The sequence below is a fragment of the Planococcus versutus genome (genome assembly GCF_001186155.3).
In the GTDB taxonomy this organism is placed as follows: domain Bacteria; phylum Bacillota; class Bacilli; order Bacillales_A; family Planococcaceae; genus Planococcus; species Planococcus versutus.
Genome location: NZ_CP016540.2, coordinates 2,976,326 through 2,992,891, shown reverse-complemented (window position 1 = coordinate 2,992,891; position 16,566 = coordinate 2,976,326). Strand labels below are relative to the sequence as shown.

At 41.4% G+C, this 16,566-nt stretch carries 20 protein-coding genes; 13 read left to right on the top strand and 7 right to left on the bottom strand.

Annotated elements, in window-relative coordinates:
• Positions 1 to 221: 221 nt before the first annotated feature.
• Together I858_RS15095 and I858_RS15090 are read right to left on the bottom strand one after the other, a co-directional pair.
• Complete coding sequence (locus tag I858_RS15095; protein ID WP_049693664.1) at positions 222 to 1,208, bottom strand: YhdH/YhfP family quinone oxidoreductase; 987 nt, start codon at positions 1,206 to 1,208, stop codon at positions 222 to 224.
• A gap of 53 nt (positions 1,209 to 1,261) precedes the next feature.
• The gene (locus tag I858_RS15090; RefSeq protein ID WP_049693663.1) at positions 1,262 to 2,494 is read right to left on the bottom strand and encodes an AI-2E family transporter; all 1,233 of its coding nucleotides are present in this window, start codon (positions 2,492 to 2,494) and stop codon (positions 1,262 to 1,264) included.
• A 418-nt stretch (positions 2,495 to 2,912) separates the two neighbouring features.
• On the opposite strand from I858_RS15090, the gene I858_RS17400 reads away from it, so the two are divergent.
• Together I858_RS17400 and I858_RS17555 are read left to right on the top strand one after the other, a co-directional pair.
• Positions 2,913 to 3,125: a hypothetical protein gene (locus I858_RS17400; RefSeq protein ID WP_239457184.1), complete on the top strand. Its 213-nt coding sequence runs from the start codon at positions 2,913 to 2,915 to the stop codon at positions 3,123 to 3,125.
• 30 nt (positions 3,126 to 3,155) lie between these two features.
• On the top strand, positions 3,156 to 3,284 hold the full coding sequence (locus tag I858_RS17555; protein WP_275425615.1) for a hypothetical protein: 129 nt from the start codon (positions 3,156 to 3,158) through the stop codon (positions 3,282 to 3,284).
• Between the two features lie 521 nt (positions 3,285 to 3,805).
• On the opposite strand, the gene I858_RS15080 is transcribed toward I858_RS17555, so the two are convergent.
• Entirely contained in the window at positions 3,806 to 4,390 is a 585-nt protein-coding gene (locus I858_RS15080; protein WP_049693662.1) for a TetR/AcrR family transcriptional regulator, read from the bottom strand.
• Between the two features lie 158 nt (positions 4,391 to 4,548).
• On the opposite strand from I858_RS15080, the gene I858_RS15075 reads away from it, so the two are divergent.
• Positions 4,549 to 5,283: a glucose 1-dehydrogenase gene (locus tag I858_RS15075; RefSeq protein ID WP_049693661.1), complete on the top strand. Its 735-nt coding sequence runs from the start codon at positions 4,549 to 4,551 to the stop codon at positions 5,281 to 5,283.
• A 47-nt stretch (positions 5,284 to 5,330) separates the two neighbouring features.
• Here the strand turns inward: I858_RS15075 and I858_RS15070 are convergent, their stop codons facing one another.
• The gene (locus I858_RS15070; RefSeq protein ID WP_049693660.1) at positions 5,331 to 5,930 is read right to left on the bottom strand and encodes a hypothetical protein; all 600 of its coding nucleotides are present in this window, start codon (positions 5,928 to 5,930) and stop codon (positions 5,331 to 5,333) included.
• A gap of 75 nt (positions 5,931 to 6,005) precedes the next feature.
• Entirely contained in the window at positions 6,006 to 6,350 is a 345-nt protein-coding gene (locus I858_RS15065; RefSeq protein WP_049693659.1) for a hypothetical protein, read from the bottom strand.
• A gap of 88 nt (positions 6,351 to 6,438) precedes the next feature.
• On the opposite strand from I858_RS15065, the gene I858_RS15060 reads away from it, so the two are divergent.
• From I858_RS15060 to I858_RS15035, 5 genes are all read left to right on the top strand, one after another.
• Positions 6,439 to 6,828, top strand: a complete 390-nt coding sequence (locus tag I858_RS15060) for a DUF4181 domain-containing protein (protein WP_049693658.1) — start codon at positions 6,439 to 6,441, stop codon at positions 6,826 to 6,828.
• Positions 6,828 to 7,226 (top strand): RDD family protein, encoded by a 399-nt coding sequence (locus I858_RS15055; RefSeq protein ID WP_239457183.1) that lies wholly within the window; start codon positions 6,828 to 6,830, stop codon positions 7,224 to 7,226. The genes I858_RS15060 and I858_RS15055 overlap by 1 nt, the downstream gene beginning before the upstream one ends.
• A gap of 252 nt (positions 7,227 to 7,478) precedes the next feature.
• Positions 7,479 to 8,696: a CynX/NimT family MFS transporter gene (locus I858_RS15050; RefSeq protein WP_049693656.1), complete on the top strand. Its 1,218-nt coding sequence runs from the start codon at positions 7,479 to 7,481 to the stop codon at positions 8,694 to 8,696.
• Between the two features lie 303 nt (positions 8,697 to 8,999).
• On the top strand, positions 9,000 to 9,272 hold the full coding sequence (locus I858_RS15040; RefSeq protein WP_049693654.1) for a methyltransferase domain-containing protein: 273 nt from the start codon (positions 9,000 to 9,002) through the stop codon (positions 9,270 to 9,272).
• 220 nt (positions 9,273 to 9,492) lie between these two features.
• Positions 9,493 to 10,551 (top strand): LLM class flavin-dependent oxidoreductase, encoded by a 1,059-nt coding sequence (locus I858_RS15035; protein WP_049693847.1) that lies wholly within the window; start codon positions 9,493 to 9,495, stop codon positions 10,549 to 10,551.
• A 44-nt stretch (positions 10,552 to 10,595) separates the two neighbouring features.
• On the opposite strand, the gene I858_RS15030 is transcribed toward I858_RS15035, so the two are convergent.
• Both I858_RS15030 and I858_RS15025 read right to left on the bottom strand, forming a co-directional pair.
• Entirely contained in the window at positions 10,596 to 11,264 is a 669-nt protein-coding gene (locus I858_RS15030; protein WP_049693653.1) for an HAD family hydrolase, read from the bottom strand.
• A gap of 381 nt (positions 11,265 to 11,645) precedes the next feature.
• A complete protein-coding gene (locus I858_RS15025; protein ID WP_049693652.1) occupies positions 11,646 to 12,584 on the bottom strand; it encodes a Gfo/Idh/MocA family protein in 939 nt (312 codons plus the stop codon).
• Positions 12,585 to 12,788: 204 nt separating this feature from the next.
• On the opposite strand from I858_RS15025, the gene modA reads away from it, so the two are divergent.
• The 5 genes from modA to I858_RS15000 all read left to right on the top strand — a co-directional run bounded on the left by modA (position 12,789) and on the right by I858_RS15000 (position 16,524).
• A complete protein-coding gene (gene modA, locus I858_RS15020; protein WP_049693651.1) occupies positions 12,789 to 13,559 on the top strand; it encodes a molybdate ABC transporter substrate-binding protein in 771 nt (256 codons plus the stop codon).
• A complete protein-coding gene (modB, locus tag I858_RS15015; protein ID WP_049693650.1) occupies positions 13,556 to 14,239 on the top strand; it encodes a molybdate ABC transporter permease subunit in 684 nt (227 codons plus the stop codon). The genes modA and modB overlap by 4 nt, the downstream gene beginning before the upstream one ends.
• Positions 14,240 to 14,243: 4 nt before the next feature.
• Positions 14,244 to 14,882 carry an ATP-binding cassette domain-containing protein gene (locus I858_RS15010; protein ID WP_049693649.1) on the top strand — a complete coding sequence of 213 codons (639 nt, stop codon included), beginning with the start codon at positions 14,244 to 14,246 and terminating at the stop codon, positions 14,880 to 14,882.
• A 91-nt stretch (positions 14,883 to 14,973) separates the two neighbouring features.
• Positions 14,974 to 15,993 (top strand): ThiF family adenylyltransferase, encoded by a 1,020-nt coding sequence (locus I858_RS15005; protein WP_049693648.1) that lies wholly within the window; start codon positions 14,974 to 14,976, stop codon positions 15,991 to 15,993.
• 18 nt (positions 15,994 to 16,011) lie between these two features.
• Complete coding sequence (locus I858_RS15000) at positions 16,012 to 16,524, top strand: MogA/MoaB family molybdenum cofactor biosynthesis protein (RefSeq protein WP_049693647.1); 513 nt, start codon at positions 16,012 to 16,014, stop codon at positions 16,522 to 16,524.
• The last annotated feature ends 42 nt before the right edge of the window (positions 16,525 to 16,566 follow it).

Here is a 16,566-nt window from a genome sequence, read left to right as displayed (position 1 = left end):
TGATTGAAATGAAGGCGGCGACTCCTGCGGGAACAGCACGAGCTGGAGCCACTGGACTGAGTGGAGCGAAGGAAGCGGCAGAGGCCGTGCCCGCGGAAAGCGTCCGCCGTAATGACAATTAGCCGGTCTTTTCGAGAACAATAAAAGGGCTGTCACCAAAAGTCATTTTTTATGACCTTTTGAGGCAGCCCTTCTTTTTTATGTTTTTACCCTAAAAAATCCTACAACTTCACAATCGTTCTTCCTAAATGCTGGCCGTTTTTAATCGCTTCAATCGTCTGAGGCAATTTTTCAAGCGTTACTTCATCCGTTAAAGTCGTTTGGGTGATGTTCCATTCGTTGGCCATCTTCTCCCAGATAGCTCCACGCTTGTGAATCGGTACGTTCACCGAATCGATGCCGAGCAAGCTTACCCCTCTCAAGATAAACGGCAAGACCGTTGTCGTGATTTGCAAGCCGCCAGCGTTGCCACACATGCTCATGCTGCCGTCGTAAGCAAGTTGAGGAATCAGTACAGCCGTGATGTCTCCGCCGACCGTATCGACCACATAATCGAAACGCGTTTTGTTTAATGGCTTTTTCAATTCCCCTAAGTCATCTGCGAAAACGACGTTCGTAGCGCCAAGTGATGTTGCAACTTCGACTTGGTTTTCTTTGCGCACCAAAGCGGAAATGTTTTTATAGCCCATTTTCGATAAAATCTGAAGTGCGATACTGCCGACTCCGCCTGTTGCGCCGGTAACCAAAATTTCGGGATGGTTCGCTGCGTCCATCCCGCTCTTTTCCAACGCACCAATAGACAGTGCTGCAGTAAATCCAGCTGTTCCGAAGACCATCGCGTCTTTTAAGCTCAAGTTACTAGGCAACGGGACGATCCAATCTGCAGGCACACGTGCGTATTCCGAGAAACCGCCTGTGTGACTCATGCCCATCTCAAACCCTGTAACGACGACTTCTTGCCCTTTTGTGAAACGTGAATCTGTCGACTCAAGGATTGTTCCGCTCAAATCGATTCCAGGTGTCATTGGGTAATTGCGAATAACGCCGGTGTTTTTCTGAACAGCTAACATGTCTTTGTAATTAATTGAAGAATAGGCAACTTTGATCAAGACTTCGCCTTCTGATAATCCATCGATCGTGATTTCCTCTAAACCATAAGTAACTTGGTCATCTTGTTCGTTGACTCGAATCGCTTTAAACGGATTCATACATAATTGCCCCTTTCTATTTGATGGTTCTACAGAATAGTTCTGCGATAAACTTATTTTAATTTTCTTTTTAAGCTTAGTTGTTTTTTCTTTTTCTTTTCTGAAACGATAGGCTTTGGCGCTGGGTTAAAGTCATCAGCATACAGTCCAGTATACGTTTGGTACCAAGTGAACAAATGCCTCAAAATGACTTTAAGAACAGCATAAGCCGGAATCCCGAGAATGACACCAAAAACACCAAAGAGATTTCCTGCAGTTAATAAGACCGCAATGATGGTGACTGGGTGAATCTGTAGATTACTGCCAAGAATAAGCGGCTGAATGACGCGTCCTTCCAATGTTTGTTCGATAAAAAAGACGATTAGTACTTTAACGAGCATAAACGGTGAATGGACGACGATGGCAATGATGACAATGGGAACAAAAGCGATAAAAGAACCAAGAAAAGGAATGAGGTTTAACACACCAGCCAATATTCCAAGTGTTAATGCGTATTTCAGGCCGATGATGCTAAACCCAATCCAAAACATCAGCCCAACAAAAAAGGCAACAAGCAATTGACCACGTATATACTGGCTAATTTGCAAGTTCATCTCGCGGAGCAACAAATAGCTATGTTCGCGCATTTTTGAAGGTACGAGCTTCATGATGTGGTAAGGCAAGTGATGACCGTCTTTTAGCAAATAGAAAAGAATGAACGGTGTCGTAATAATAGCAAGTACAGTCGTTGACAATACCCCAAATACACTGCCAAGACCTGTGACAGTAGACCCAACCACATTATCTGCTTGATCAGTAATTGAAGTAGACAAACTTTCTGTCCCGCCGGTTAGCTGCGTTTGCAGCTGTGACAGCAAATTACTTTGGAACAAGCTGTCAATTTGAGAGACAAATGTGTTTAAATAGTCTTGCCAGTTTTCGAGTAAGCTCATCGTTTGCTCTCGAATAATGGGAATCAATGTGGCAATGCCCCAAGCGAGCAATCCCGCAATCACTACGAAAACGATTAAAATACTAGCCGATCGTGGAAATTTCTTGGTTTCCATCCAATCGACAAGTGGATTGAGCAAGTAATAAAAAACACCTGCCATGATCAGTGGCAACCCCATGACATCAAAAAAAGCGGTAAATGGCTGAAAAATAAAACTGACTTTTGGTAAGAGTAGCAAGTTTAATAAAATTAATAACACCACAAGCAGTATGGCGACCGCTTTGTTATTCAAGACCCATTTTGTAAACCATGAAGCTGCTTGGCTTAAAGCATTTTTGTTTTGATCCCGCTCCATCACGTGCACCTCTTTTCTTAATAAAGCTAGTTAATTAACCTGTAAAACCGTTTGCCTGTATAAGAACAAAATACCCATATAGCAGGTATTTCACACTAAAACGAATTTTTCTTTTGTAGAAATGGGTTAATAGATCAAAAACAAGGAATAGATGCCGGTGTTGTTTAATTGTCCACATGTGGATAAGTGATAAAGAATGACGAAACGACAAAGTTATCCCCAAATAGACGTGAAACCATCCACATATTCAAGGTTGTACTCAATAAATGAGCCATTTATCAATGGATCCGCTTTATTAATAGATAAATTGTGGGTAACTCATGCCAACCTAATCATCTAGTCAAGCTGATAAAAAGAATAACTGAAACTTCAATCCAGTTTGTTCGTAGAATAGGTAAGTTAATAGGAGGTGCGAGATATGGATATGAGTATATGGATTATTTGGCTACTGATTATTTTTGGTTTTCATTTTTTAAGAATATTTTTGAAAAAGCGCTTTGAAATTGATAAAGAAGAGCAAGCGGGAGTTCCAGTCCAGAAATTTGAGCGGTGGAATAATTGGCTAATGATAGTGGCGATTATTATTCTAGGAATTAATATGCAAGGTTCGTTAGAAGGGCTTTTCTTTTAGTTATTTGTGATTTTCTTCATAGGGAGTGCCATGCAAATTATTTTAGAATGGAAGTACTTGAAAGGTTCGCGAAAATATCAAGTATCTCTTATTAACTCTACACTTGGAGGACTTGCAATTATTATCTTTATCACAGTTGCATCAAGTCAAATGAACTGAGTAGTTATCCAAATAAAAAAAGCATTTTCTTTAGAGGTATGTCTTTTTCAGAGTGGTGAATAAGTTAATCACCTACTATATTTCATAAAAAGCAAGTCCTTTTACTAGCTAAAAAATGTACTATATAGATTGAACTAAAGAATCCAAGAAATATGCCGCTTCGGCGCTATGGACAAGCCTCCCACAATAAGCCGAGAAAACCACTCGTCTTATTGCTCCGGCCAGTCCCAAGCCGCGTCTTTGCTGGGAAGTGTCTCTGAAGAGATGTAGCAAAATAGCGAAGACACCTTGGCGAACCCCCGACAAGCGAGCTGTTTTACGGAATATCGACTACTATAGGTTTATTAGTTCAACATATATATCTACGTATTTGGAGAAGCGTTTGCTCGACTCCTGTGGGAATAGCGGGTTTGAGAGACCCCACAGAGAGCGCAAGCGAACGAGGAGGCTCGATGCCCGCCCCACGGAAAGCGAGCGAGAAGCTTCGGAAAATACAGTTATACAGGACTTTTTCGTTATAGTTATTGATCCAACACTACCGAACCGTCATACATTTTGCCATGAAGTTTCGCAAGTTTACCCGCCATGGTTTTGGGAGAATCTTTAAAATCTTGTTGGATCCAGTAAAAGAAAAAGCCCAAACTGCCATAAGTCATAAAATAATTGAGTGAGGGGATTTCTAAGTCGCTCGTTTCTTCCAATTGTAGCTCTGTAGCAGATATCTGAACGAGCGTTTCACAAAACTGATTTTGTGAACCAGGAAGTACTTCTCCTTTAATAATTAGTTGGAAGATAAACTGATGTTGATAAATGTATTCGAAAATTGGCAAATGACGCTGCACGTCGGTTGAAGAAAAGCGTTTTAGATTCTGAAAGCTCTTACGGAAATCACTTGCAAGATTCTCTAAGTGGTCTATCACGATAGCTGCGAGCAATTCGTTTAAATCTTTATAATGTGAGTAGAACGTAACGCGGTTGCAGTCAGCAAATTTTGCCACTTCTGTAATGGTTAATTGATAGAGTTCTTTTTCTTTCAATAACTGCAATAAGGCAGTTTTCAATTTTTTTTGTGTTCGAAGGATGCGACGATCTTCTGTGCTATTCATCTTACTTTTCCTCCTCTTGTGTCCACAAAATGGATGAGTGTACAAACGAACGAAAATATGGAATCTTTTTAATGGACAAAGTGATTATTTATCTGTTAACTTACAAGTGTAGTGTAAATACAAATCGATTTCCAGTAAAACCATAGGAGGAATAGAAAATGGCAAGATTACAAGGCAAAGTAGCAATTATTACGGGTGCGGCACAGGGCATGGGTGCATCGCATGCGAAGAAATTCATCGATGAAGGTGCAAAAGTGGTCATCACTGACTTGAACGTAGAAAAAGGCGAAGCGTTAGCGAAAGAACTTGGAGACAATGCATTATTCATTAAACAAAACGTGACAAATGCTGAAGACTGGGCAACAGTAGTAGCAGAAACTGAAAAAGCATTCGGTCAAGTAGACGTGTTGGTCAATAACGCGGGCATTACGATGGCGAAATCAATTTTACAAACGACAGAAGAAGAATACCGTCGCATTGTAGACATTAACCAAGTATCTGTATTCCTTGGCATGAAAACAGTTATTCCAGCTATGCAAAAAGCAGGCGGCGGTTCGATCGTCAATATTTCTTCTATGAATGGTTTAGTAGGAGGCGCAATTGGTTACACCGATACAAAATTTGCAGTTCGCGGCATGACAAAAGCAGCAGCACTTGAATGCGCAAACTACGGTATTCGTGTAAACTCTGTACACCCAGGCGTTATTGCAACTCCAATGGTTGTTCAAGAAGATACAAAAGCAGCTGTAGAGGCATTCTCGAAAACAATCCCAATGAAACGCGTTGCACAATCTGAAGAAGTTTCAAACATGGTCTTGTTCTTAGCTTCTGACGATGCAAGCTACTCTACAGGTTCAGAGTTTATCATTGATGGTGGATTAACAGCTCAGTAAAACAACATAAACAAGGCCGTTACGCTGTAATTTGCGTAACGGCTTTTTTATTGTGTTGCTTTTTTATTCAGAAACAGCACAAGTACAGGTCCCAAAATTGGAATCCAAGCGAGTGACTTGCGCTTAGCACCTGGATAAAAGCGGTAAACGGTATAGATCGACAAGCCCCAAAGCACAAACCAGTCAACAGTCATAACCGAGACAAGACCGGATGCGAAAAATGCGTCTTGGTAAGCGGCTAAGGAAAATCCTTGCAACAAGGTAAGTGTATTGATGACCCAAAATAGCATTAACGCAATCAGCCAAAAGCGCGAGCCTAGAAAGCGGACAAGCCAAGTAGGTGTTCGCAGTTTTTTATCTACTTGTCGACTGCCAAATGCAAAATACGGAAGAAGTGAAAAAGCACCAACTCCAAAAGACAGCAACGCGAACGGCCACGCTGGCCATTTTTGTCGGTCATTGAGCAACAAGAGAGTAACAAACATTAACGGAAACAAACCAAGCGAATTGAATACAGCGAGTACGAGTGGATCAATGGCACCAAGGTCACCACTGAAGATGCTCGACACAATTGGGTCTGTTCCGCCACCGGGTGCAAGAAAAACAGCATAGCCGATTAGCAATAACCAAACGATAAAAAAGATCACGGTCAACACTCCTTTTGTAACACATACCATTAAGCTAACAATTCCCTAAACAAGACATGCGCAAACAGATCTCAGTTAGCTAATATGGAAGTAAACCATAATGGAAAACAAAGCGAGAAGAAGTAGACTTCTGACTTTACTAGTTTTCCACGTAACGGCGCTTGAACCAATTCCACCTACAATCAGTAGAACAAGACCGACTGTTTTTAATACGGAAATAGAGAAAGTGTCACTAAATTCAATGAGGAAAACCCCGAATGCAAACGAGCCCATACTCAATAAAAATTTTGGCGATGCAAAATCGGACTTCACGGATTGTCGGTCAGTCGCGTTCATTTTAAAATAAGCCCATGCCATCATTGTGATTGGAATGCCAAAGGCGATAAGAAAAGTGACAAGTGAATCTGTATCTGTGCTCAATCTATATGCCTCCAATCGATTAGAAAAATAAGTAACAGGTGAAATCGTCTCTTTTGTAGAATTTTAACAGGTATAGTAGTACTTGCATATGGAAGTTGTGATGTATATGGGGTTATTTGTTCTTGTCATTTCTTATTTTCTTTTCTCGAACGTATATTTAAAGAAAAAGCGTGGAATCAAAAGAGGTTCAAGAAGTATTTTTCACGAAGACAAAAATCGTTACGTAATGATTTTGCAAGGAGTTATTTTCATCGGTTTTATTTACACGTGTATGTATCTAATTGCAGAACTAGATTTTACAGAACTTTCTTTAGCTGTCCAGATCAGTCCTTTAGCAGGTCTCTTTGTTCTCCAAATAGTTGTTACAGGGCTTGAAGAGTGGGTGCTCCATAGAGACAAAGAGCGCTATTGGTATGATTGGACTGAAACAGTATTTGTTGGACTAATTTTTGCTTTATTACTTACAACGGTAGGGTAATGACTATGTATAGGGTAACGAAAAAGAGAGCTAAAGCGTTGTTGATCGATTCGATGATTGCTGCTACTGTGTCATTGGGCGCAGAACTGTTATTAAAAAAGAGAATAAAAAGTCCGTTTTTTCACCAGATAGTTTCGCCTTCATTAGTTTTCTGGGGGCTTGAGTATGCGCAGCTACGAGTGAACGGGCAAACAGTCGGACAGAAAGCGATAGGTATTGCGTTAAAAGATGAAGCCGGTGGTGAGCTAAGCGCAGAACAAATTCTCAAACACATCGTGCACCGAGATACGATAGGTGCCTTCATGTATGTGAAAAATCGAGCACGCTATGATAGGTACAAAGGTGAAAAATACCCACATGATCTTTATGCGCACACAGTCGTTAAAGAAATAGAATGACGGTCATCTCTCCTTATTAAGGATAGATTTTTTGTTTTGAAAATGATATTGCAAGATATAACATACGGACATATCCTACTCGTTTGATTTTTGAGAATATATTCTATCGATATACAATCTTGTTTTTTAGCGCTACAATATCCAAGGTGCTAGTCATTCCATCATTTTTTGCCGGGTGACAAGTGCAAACGTATACGTCAAAACGATATAGATAGTTCGAAAGAATATAGAAGTAAGCTCTGGAGGATTTGTATGAAGAAACAAACAGAAATAAACAATACTGAAAAAGCCGGATGGTTATTGTTGATTGGTATTGTGTTAATTGGAGCAAATTTACGTGTGCCGATCACGTCAGTAGGAACACTCATGTCGTTTATCCGTGAAGATCTTGCCATAAGCAATGCGGTCGCAGGATTGGTTACGACATTGCCTTTAATTGCTTTTGCTGTCCTTTCTCCATTTGCACCGAAAATTGCAAACCGTATCGGCATGCAATGGACCATTGGTTTGTCAATGATATTTTTGATTATCGGAATTGCCATAAGGTCTATAACGGGAATTGGTTTCCTGTTTATCGGAACACTTCTTATTGGATTAGCGATTTCTATAGGAAATGTGTTGATCCCGGGAATTATTAAAATGAATTTTCCATACCGAATTGGTGTCATGACGGGTATATACGCAGTCTTTATGAATATATTCGGTGCGTTAGGTTCTGGTTTGAGTGTTCCGCTTGCTAGTGTTGGCAACATGGGGTGGCAAGGTGCGCTCGGGATTTGGGGAATACTTGCCATCATCGCTTTAATCGTGTGGCTTCCGCAATTGCGCAAACAGCAAGGAGGCGTGTCAAAAGCAACGAGACAACCAAAACAAAAAACCAAGTTATGGCGATCCCCGCTTGCTTGGAGTGTCACTCTTTTTATGGGAGGACAGTCTTTAGTTTTTTATACCTTAATCGCCTGGATGCCAGATATGCTGAACACCATTGGGTACAATGCTGGTTCTGCCGGATGGATGGTCTTTTTAATGCAAGCGGCCATTATTCCGACTACGTTCGTAGTTCCAGTGATTGCTGAGAAGTTAAAAAATCAAGTCGGTCTTGCGATTGCTACGGCTTTGTTGTTTATGACCGGATTTGCAGGCTTACTTTTTGGGAGTATGGTGCTGGTTCCGTTATGGGCCGTATGTCTTGGAATTGCTGGAGGAAGTGGATTTAGTCTTTCAATGATATTCTTTACATTAAGAACGAAAGATGGAAAAGAAGCAGTAGAATTGTCGGGGATGGCTCAATCATTTGGTTACATGCTGGCAGCTGTTGGTCCTGTTTTTGCAGGCGTCTTGTACGATATCGGCAGCGGGTGGACATTGCCTTTGATATTCTTGATATTGATATCCATTGTTATCTTGATTGCAGGTATCATATCTGGTAAAGAAGGCACAATAGCAGAACGAGCTAAAATAGTAGCATAAATGCACCATAAGCTTTTTTTACTCGACTTTCCAATCATGTGGAAAGTCGTTTTTTATAGAGAAAATCAAATAGAGTACAATCTTCGTGCCAAGTTATATAATGATAAAAAAGCGAGAAGGTGATTTACATGAAACTGTATAAGGAGTTGGATAAATGGTGGCCATTAATGTCCCAGCATACGGAATCGAAGAAGAAGCCCGTCTTTTTTGAGCATCATGGCAGTATCACCCCCATATCCAAGACGCAATCGAGTTTGGTTTCGGATGGAGGTAGCAATGCTTTTTACTTAAAAAATTTTTTCAATGACCTTAACTGACTTGTCTCCGAATATGATCGAAATTAGTCGGGTACTGAATCCAGATTGCCTTCATATGCAAAGCGAAATGGAGATAATCGACGCAGTGCGCGATTTTGATTTGGTATTTATTCATGACGTAATTTCTTATTTTATGGATAAAAATGATTTACTCACGGTAATGAAAAATGCCAAAAAACATTTGAACTCCGATGGCCTGCGCTATTTGGAATGGAGCTATGACTTAGACACAAAAGACCAAGTAACGGAAGTCGAATAGGCTTATCTTATGTGTGGAGAAGACGACTAGATTTCCTATGAATCTGACAGCGCAAAATGCGTGTGGTTTTCTATGGGTAACTAATAGGTAACGCTGGATTTAACGCTCATTTTGAACGCATAATCTTTTCAGAGGAACAAAGTATCTATTTTGCGATTGCTGCTACACAAATAAAATAAAAAGTATAAGTATGATTCAAGAGATAGAAAGGACAGTGGATATGGAACAGTATCGCATCAATCCAGAAAAAGGCATGGAATTTGGAATCTATACGTTGGGGGATCATCTGCCAGATCCTCATACAGGACAGCGGATTTCAGCAAGAGAGCGTATTCAAGAAATTATTGGCTTGGCAGAGCTAGCAGATCAGGCAGGACTCGACTTTTTCAGTGTCGGTGAAAGCCATCAAGAATATTTTGCCACTCAAGCGCATACGGTGGTACTCGCGGCGATTGCGCAAGCAACGAAAAATATCAAAATCTCCAGCTCTTCTACTATTATTAGCACGTCAGATCCGGTGCGTGTGTTTGAAGATTTCGCGACCATCGATTTGATTTCAAATGGCCGTGCAGAGATTATTGCCGGACGAGCGTCGCGTGTTGGATTGTTTGACTTGCTTGGCTACGACATCCGTTATTACGAAGAATTGTATGAAGAGAAATTTGAGATGCTGCTACAACTCAACAAAGAAGAAACGGTCGATTGGAGTGGGAAGTTTCGTGCTCCGTTACGTAGCGCACAAGTTATTCCGCGTCCGCTTACAGGTTCGCTTCCCATTTGGCGCGCGGTTGGTGGACACCCAGCAAGTGCGATTAAAGCAGGAAGCGCCGGTGTTCCTATGATGCTTGCGACGCTCGGCGGTCCTGCAGAAACATTCAAACATACAATTGATGCTTACCGTGAAGCGGCGGAAAAAAGTGGCTTTAATCCCTCTGAATTGCCTGTTGCGACTGCTGGGTTTTTCAATGTGGCGAAAACCACACAACAGGCGATGGAAGAAGTTTATCCGCATGTGGACAAAGGGATGCGAAAAACTAACGGCCAAGGTTACCCACAAGCTGCCTTCATGCACGGTGCTCAAATGGATAGCGTCATGAACATCGGCAGTCCACAGCAAATTATCGAAAAAATCCTTTACCAACATGAACTGTTTGGCCATCAACGCTATATTGCCCAAATGGATTTTGGTGGGGTGCCGATCGACCGTTTAAAGCGCAATATCGATTTGATCGGGACAGAAATTTTGCCAGCAATTCGAAAATATACGATGAAAAAATAAGAGATGGTTCAGGCATTGCGCCTGAACCATCTTTTCGAATCTTACTATTTTACTTTTATAGTCGCTACAAAGTCTAAAAGATCTTTCAACGGCATATCCGCCATCGAATCCAGGCGGTGCTCTACGTGACCAAATTCCATCGTGCTCGTGATTTTGTTCGGCACCACTACACAACTCATACCCGCGCGTTTTGCCGCTGTGGCACCATGAGCCGAGTCTTCAAAAACAAGACATGTCTCAGGAGCTAAATCCAAATGCTCAGCTGCTTGTAGATATAAAGCAGGATCGGGTTTTACTTTTTCAACATGGTCCGATGTTCGGATACACTGAAAGTAATCATACAGATCTAGGCGTTTTAAATGACTCGAAACCCAGCGATAACTAGAACTCGATGCCAAACCAATTCTCAAATCCATTTCTTTTGCTGTTTCCAAGTACTCAACGACACCATCGCGTGGTTTTTCTTTAGACAAAACAGAAAGAAATCTTTCTTTATATTGTTTGTTTAGTAACTCATGTTCTACAGGCTTACCAATTTGCTGCTCCATGTAATGAAACGGCGAAAAGCCACCATCCGTACCCACTTCGTTTTGCCACAACGCAAGGGGTAATTCACTGTCATACTCGCCAAACATATCTTGAAGAATCCGGTATTGATGAGTTTCTGTATCAAAAATTAACCCGTCAAAATCAAATATAACTCCATTTATCATAAGGCACGTCCTTTGCTGTTTAATTGAATAAGCTATTCTTCAAAATTAAAGCTACTCTATATCTATTACTGAATATCTTAAGTACAACACACCTAGAAGAGATCGCGAGGATGTTTGCCGATTTTCTTCTGTAGCTAATCTCTTCAAGTGCTTGCAGTGCAAGCGCTCGACTCCTGCGGGAACAGCACGAGCTGAAGACCCTGGAACGAACGCAGTGAGTGAAGCGGCTGAAGCCGTGCCCGCGGAAAGCGAGCGCTGGAACGGAAAGCAACCCCATTGTGCTTTTGGGCAATGCTCATTCACTTGGAAAAGGTAGGGAATGCTTGACTACAGAGAAGAAAGCGTTCGCCTGCATCGCTTTCTTTTTTCCTGAATTAAACCCTACATTAACAACTTCGTCACTTCACGTGAAATAGCATGAGTGTTGATTGCTGATTCATGCTGTCCTTTTTTCACACAGTCGATAAACTCTGCTATTTCGTAATACATCGAGTCGAAATCATGGGCAACAGATAAATCTTCTGTCTGTCCATTTCTGTACTTAATCGTAATTTTTTTAGGATCACTAATGCGATCGATTTCAATAAGACCGTTTTCACCTTGGATTTCACTCGGCATAAACGAATCCGAAATCTTTGAGTACATAATAACCGCTTCCATGCGCGGATACGTTAAAATCATGCTACCTTGACCATCAGCACCTGTCGATAATAAGAATCGGTTTGTCATCACTGACTCGGGTGCCCCCACCAAATGAATAATCGGAGCGATGCAGTAAACGCCTAAATCCATTTTCGCGCCGTTGCCAAGTTCGGGTTTAAAGGCATTTTCGACAATGCCGTCTTTGTATTTATCGTAACGCGAAGAATATTGATTGTAATGAAAAACAAAACGGCGAATGGGACCGATTTTATCAATGTTTTTCTTCAAGTTTAAAAAGGAAGGGACCAATGTTGATTTCATCGCTTCCATATAAGTAATGTTATGAGCACGAGACGCTTCAATAAGTTGATCCATTTCCTCAACTGACGTTACGGCAGGCTTTTCACAAAGAACATGAATGCCGTGTTCTATTGCTATTAAACTTTGTTCAGCATGTAGCGCATTAGGTGAAGCAATATAAACTGCTTCGATTTCGCCACTGCTGAACATTTCGCTCATATCGGTGTAGACGTTTGTGATGTTATATGTTGAGGCAAACGCTTTGCCTGTTTGGAGTGTACGCGAGTAAACTGCTCCAATCGTGAATTCAGGATGTTCTTTGGCCGCTTTGATAAAGCGGTCAGTGATCCAGTTTGTGCCGATAATACCAAATTTCATAGCAATTCCTCCCAACTTTATAAATGTACGTTGCTCTTCTTTTATTCTAACTTAAATCTCTTTAAAAAGGACAGACTCTCCGTTTACGCGAAAGATTGTTCACAAAAGGATTTAGCTTCTCTGCTGCTGGCGTTATAATGGAAGTAAGCTGAAACCTTACTTGAAAAACTAGATGAAACTTTAAATGAGCAAGGAGCCCTGTAAATGAAAAAAATACTCAGTCTTATAACGGCAACTCTTGTATTGAGTAGCTGTTCCAGTTCACCAGTAAAAGAAGAGGAGCTATTTGTTTCAGCAGCTTCGAGTTTAACAGAAGTTATGAAAAAGATGGAAGAAGAATTTCTTAAAGTAGAACCGGATATTGAAATGACCGTTAACTATGGCTCTTCGAGTAAGTTGCGGAGTCAAATCGAACAAGGCGCACCAGCTGACTTGTTTTTATCAGCGAGTCAGAAAGATATGGACCTTCTTGAATCTAAGCAGTTGGTAAATGCAGAGAGTGTTAAGCCGTTTGCTGAAAATCAATTAGTCCTAGCTTCAGTGGAAGAATTTCCAAAAAATGCCGATTTTTCAGACCTTATTTTAAATCCAGAAGCAACGATTGCGATAGGAGAGCCAGACAGTGTGCCTTTGGGTGCTTATTCAAAAAGTGCATTAGAAACTCTCAACTTGTGGAAGCTGCTCGATGGTCGTCTTATCTATGCTAAAGACGCTCGTCAAGTTGTGACTTATGTTGAAAGTGGGAACGCGGAGCTTGGCATTATTTACTCTTCAGATGCAGCTATTTCCCGGGAAATAGCAGGCATACTTGAAGTGCCTGGACAGACAGAATCTATTATTTATCCTGGTTCTGTTCTAGCTGATTCTAAAAATCAGGATGCGGCAAAAGCATTTATGGATTTTGTTACAGGTAGTCAAGGACAAACAATTTTGGAGGAATACGGATTTTTACCGGCAGTTGGAGCAGTGCCATGATGCCGTATGATTTGTCTCCGCTATGGTTATCACTGAGAGTCGCAACGATTTCGACTGTCTTTGTGTTTTTTGTTAGTTTAGCACTTGCCCGTTTGATGAGCAGGCGTGAATTTTTCGGCAAAAGCTTTATTGAAGCCCTAATTCTATTGCCTTTAGTGTTGCCGCCAACAGTCATTGGCTTTGGATTGATTGTATTGTTTGGTGTGAATGGGCCATTGGGGATTGTATTGGAACAGTGGTTTGGATTTCGCGTCGTCTTTACATGGGTTGGTGCCGCAATCGCGTCTTTTGTTGTGTCTTTGCCGTTAATGTATCAAAGTGTCTTGGCTGCTTTTGAAAAAGTAGATCCACGTTGGGAAAACGTAGCACGCACGATGGGCGTATCGGAATGGCGAATATTTCGAACGATTACATTTCCGCTTGCGTGGTCGGGTATTTTGGCCGGTCTAATTTTGGCTTTTGCCCGTGGCATTGGTGAGTTTGGTGCAACACTGATGATTGCAGGCTACATTCCGGGAGTTACAGAAACCGTACCACTAGCTATCTACTTTGCATATGAAGCGGGAGACATGGAGAAATCCTTGTTTTGGGTGTTAATTATTTCTTCTCTTGGAGTAGCTGCTATTACTTGGGTCAATTACTGGCGCAGAAAAACTGCAGTGCGTATAGGAAAGGAGTGAGCAAATGCTGCAAGTGGATTTTCAAAAACAATTGGAACATTTTCGCTTAGAGACAAAATTTGAGTTAGACAAAGAAATTTTGGCGTTAGTTGGCTCTTCTGGCTCGGGCAAAACTACTTTGCTAAATTGCTTAGCGGGTATTGTTCATCCAGATACCGGACAGATTTCATTAAATGGAATAGATTTTTTTAACCATCATCAAAAACCACTGAAAATTCAGAAGAGAAAAGTTGGCTATTTGTTTCAAGATTATGCATTATTTCCTCACCTGACTGTAGAACAAAACATTCTTTACGCAGTGCCTAGAAAAACGGATGTTTCGCACATTACAGAATTGACGAAAATCCTCGGCATTACAAGTTTGCTAGCTAAATATCCCCATCAAATTTCAGGCGGCGAAAAGCAACGAGTGGCGTTGACACGCTCTTTGGCTGCGCAGCCGGATATTTTGCTTCTTGATGAACCTTTTTCAGCCTTAGATGACGCTAACCGCGATCGTTGTCAACATGAATTAATGCGAATTCATCAGCAATGGCAAATTCCGATGATTTTTGTGACACATCGGATTGCAGATGCCGAGAAACTTGCAAACCAGATTTTGCGAATTGAAAAAGGGCAAATGACCGAAGAACCTGTACGTTGAAAGCATTTGTAGTATGTCATTAATCATGGGAAAGTGGCAAGAACAAACACACCGTTTTGAGCATCAAGCGGATAGAAAGTGAGGAATGAATATGGATGAACGTTATTCAAGGCAAGTTTTATTCAAACCATTTGGTCATGCAGGCCAACAAAAGCTGTCATTAGCAACTGTAACGATTGTAGGTTGTGGGGCTTTAGGGTCAGCAATTGCGGAAACGTTAACGCGCGCGGGCATTGGAACAATTCATTTGGTTGATCGTGATTACGTGGAAAGATCAAATTTGCAGCGCCAGCAACTATTCACTGAAGAAGATGCACATCAAATGTTGCCGAAAGTCGCGGCAGCAGAGCAAAGACTCAAAGCCATTCGCAGCGATCTGCAGTTATTCACATATTTAGAACATTTAGATGCCCCTGGAATGGAAAAGCTGGCAGCAGTTAGTGATTTGATTTTAGATGCGACAGATAATTTTGAAACCCGTTTGTTGATCAATGATGCGTCTGTAAAGTTTGATGTGCCATGGATTTATGGAGCTTGTGTTGGCAGTTCAGGTGTTGTCTTTCCGTTTATTCCAGGCGAAAGCTCGTGTTTTCGCTGTCTTTTGCCTGTCCTCCCCGCAATCAACGAAACATGCGATACGGTTGGCATTATTTCGCCAGCAGTACAAGTGGCAGCGGCGCTTCAAAGTACAGAAGCGTTGAAATGGCTGAGTGGTAACCAAAAAGCCATGCGCACAAAAATTTATCATTTCAATTTATGGGACAACAGCCAATTAGATATCGGTGTTTCGCGCATTCAAGACCCAAACTGCCAAACTTGTGGAGAAAACGCTGTATATCCATCGCTAAACGAAACAAACGTTAGCGCTTATGCCGTACTGTGTGGTAGAGATGCTGTACAGATATTGCCTGATCCAAACCGACCGATCACGTTGGATGATGCGGAAAAAGCTGGCATCCGACTTCATGCAGGCGTAAAACGAACACCTTATTTTGTTGAATTAGAAGTCTTTGGTCATCGCATGGTGTTATTCGGCAATGGTCGTTTGCTAATTCATAGTGTTCACAATGTGGCAGAAGGTCGTAAATTATACCATCAAGTATTCGGGTGAAAAGAAAGGGGAGTTTGTATGTCGGAAACGTTCCAAACAAATCACCAGCTGCAAATCGTAGTTTTAACAGTCAGTGACACACGAACAAAAAAAACGGATACGGGCGGTCAACTTGTTCAACGTATCGCCAAAGATAACGAGTGGGTCATTGTAGATTATGCAATTGTTGCGGATGATATTGGCGCCATACGAGCGCAGATTTCTGACTGGTTAGAGCGAGATGAAATTGATGCAATAATTACAACTGGAGGAACGGGAATCGCGAAACGCGATGTGACGTTAGAAGCTGTACAACCGCTTTTTGAAAAAGAAATTTCAGGGTTTGGAGAACTTTTTCGGTACGTTAGTTTCACAGAAGATATTGGTACAAAAGCGCTCCTTAGTCGAGCGACTGCAGGTGTAGTGAATGAGAAAGCTATTTTCGTTTTGCCGGGATCGCGTGGAGCTGTAAAGTTGGCAATGGAACGATTGATTTTGCCGGAAATTTATCACATCTATACGGAATTGACTAAACACCAAGAACATACATAAGTCTGTACCTAAAAACCCTTTGACACTGTCAGGTTGTCGACA

What these genes read in the sequence shown, in the direction of transcription:
- I858_RS15095 (WP_049693664.1), bottom strand. Translation starts at nt 1,208, where the DNA reads ATGAATCCGTTTAAAGCGATTCGAGTCAACGAACAAGATGACCAAGTT.
- I858_RS15090 (WP_049693663.1), bottom strand. Translation starts at nt 2,494, where the DNA reads ATGGAGCGGGATCAAAACAAAAATGCTTTAAGCCAAGCAGCTTCATGG.
- I858_RS17400 (WP_239457184.1), top strand. Translation starts at nt 2,913, where the DNA reads ATGGATATGAGTATATGGATTATTTGGCTACTGATTATTTTTGGTTTT.
- I858_RS17555 (WP_275425615.1), top strand. Translation starts at nt 3,156, where the DNA reads ATGCAAATTATTTTAGAATGGAAGTACTTGAAAGGTTCGCGAAAATAT.
- I858_RS15080 (WP_049693662.1), bottom strand. Translation starts at nt 4,390, where the DNA reads ATGAATAGCACAGAAGATCGTCGCATCCTTCGAACACAAAAAAAATTG.
- I858_RS15075 (WP_049693661.1), top strand. Translation starts at nt 4,549, where the DNA reads ATGGCAAGATTACAAGGCAAAGTAGCAATTATTACGGGTGCGGCACAG.
- I858_RS15060 (WP_049693658.1), top strand. Translation starts at nt 6,439, where the DNA reads ATGGAAGTTGTGATGTATATGGGGTTATTTGTTCTTGTCATTTCTTAT.
- I858_RS15055 (WP_239457183.1), top strand. Translation starts at nt 6,828, where the DNA reads ATGACTATGTATAGGGTAACGAAAAAGAGAGCTAAAGCGTTGTTGATC.
- I858_RS15050 (WP_049693656.1), top strand. Translation starts at nt 7,479, where the DNA reads ATGAAGAAACAAACAGAAATAAACAATACTGAAAAAGCCGGATGGTTA.
- I858_RS15040 (WP_049693654.1), top strand. Translation starts at nt 9,000, where the DNA reads ATGACCTTAACTGACTTGTCTCCGAATATGATCGAAATTAGTCGGGTA.
- I858_RS15035 (WP_049693847.1), top strand. Translation starts at nt 9,493, where the DNA reads ATGGAACAGTATCGCATCAATCCAGAAAAAGGCATGGAATTTGGAATC.
- I858_RS15030 (WP_049693653.1), bottom strand. Translation starts at nt 11,264, where the DNA reads ATGATAAATGGAGTTATATTTGATTTTGACGGGTTAATTTTTGATACA.
- I858_RS15025 (WP_049693652.1), bottom strand. Translation starts at nt 12,584, where the DNA reads ATGAAATTTGGTATTATCGGCACAAACTGGATCACTGACCGCTTTATC.
- modA (WP_049693651.1), top strand. Translation starts at nt 12,789, where the DNA reads ATGAAAAAAATACTCAGTCTTATAACGGCAACTCTTGTATTGAGTAGC.
- modB (WP_049693650.1), top strand. Translation starts at nt 13,556, where the DNA reads ATGATGCCGTATGATTTGTCTCCGCTATGGTTATCACTGAGAGTCGCA.
- I858_RS15010 (WP_049693649.1), top strand. Translation starts at nt 14,244, where the DNA reads ATGCTGCAAGTGGATTTTCAAAAACAATTGGAACATTTTCGCTTAGAG.
- I858_RS15005 (WP_049693648.1), top strand. Translation starts at nt 14,974, where the DNA reads ATGGATGAACGTTATTCAAGGCAAGTTTTATTCAAACCATTTGGTCAT.
- I858_RS15000 (WP_049693647.1), top strand. Translation starts at nt 16,012, where the DNA reads ATGTCGGAAACGTTCCAAACAAATCACCAGCTGCAAATCGTAGTTTTA.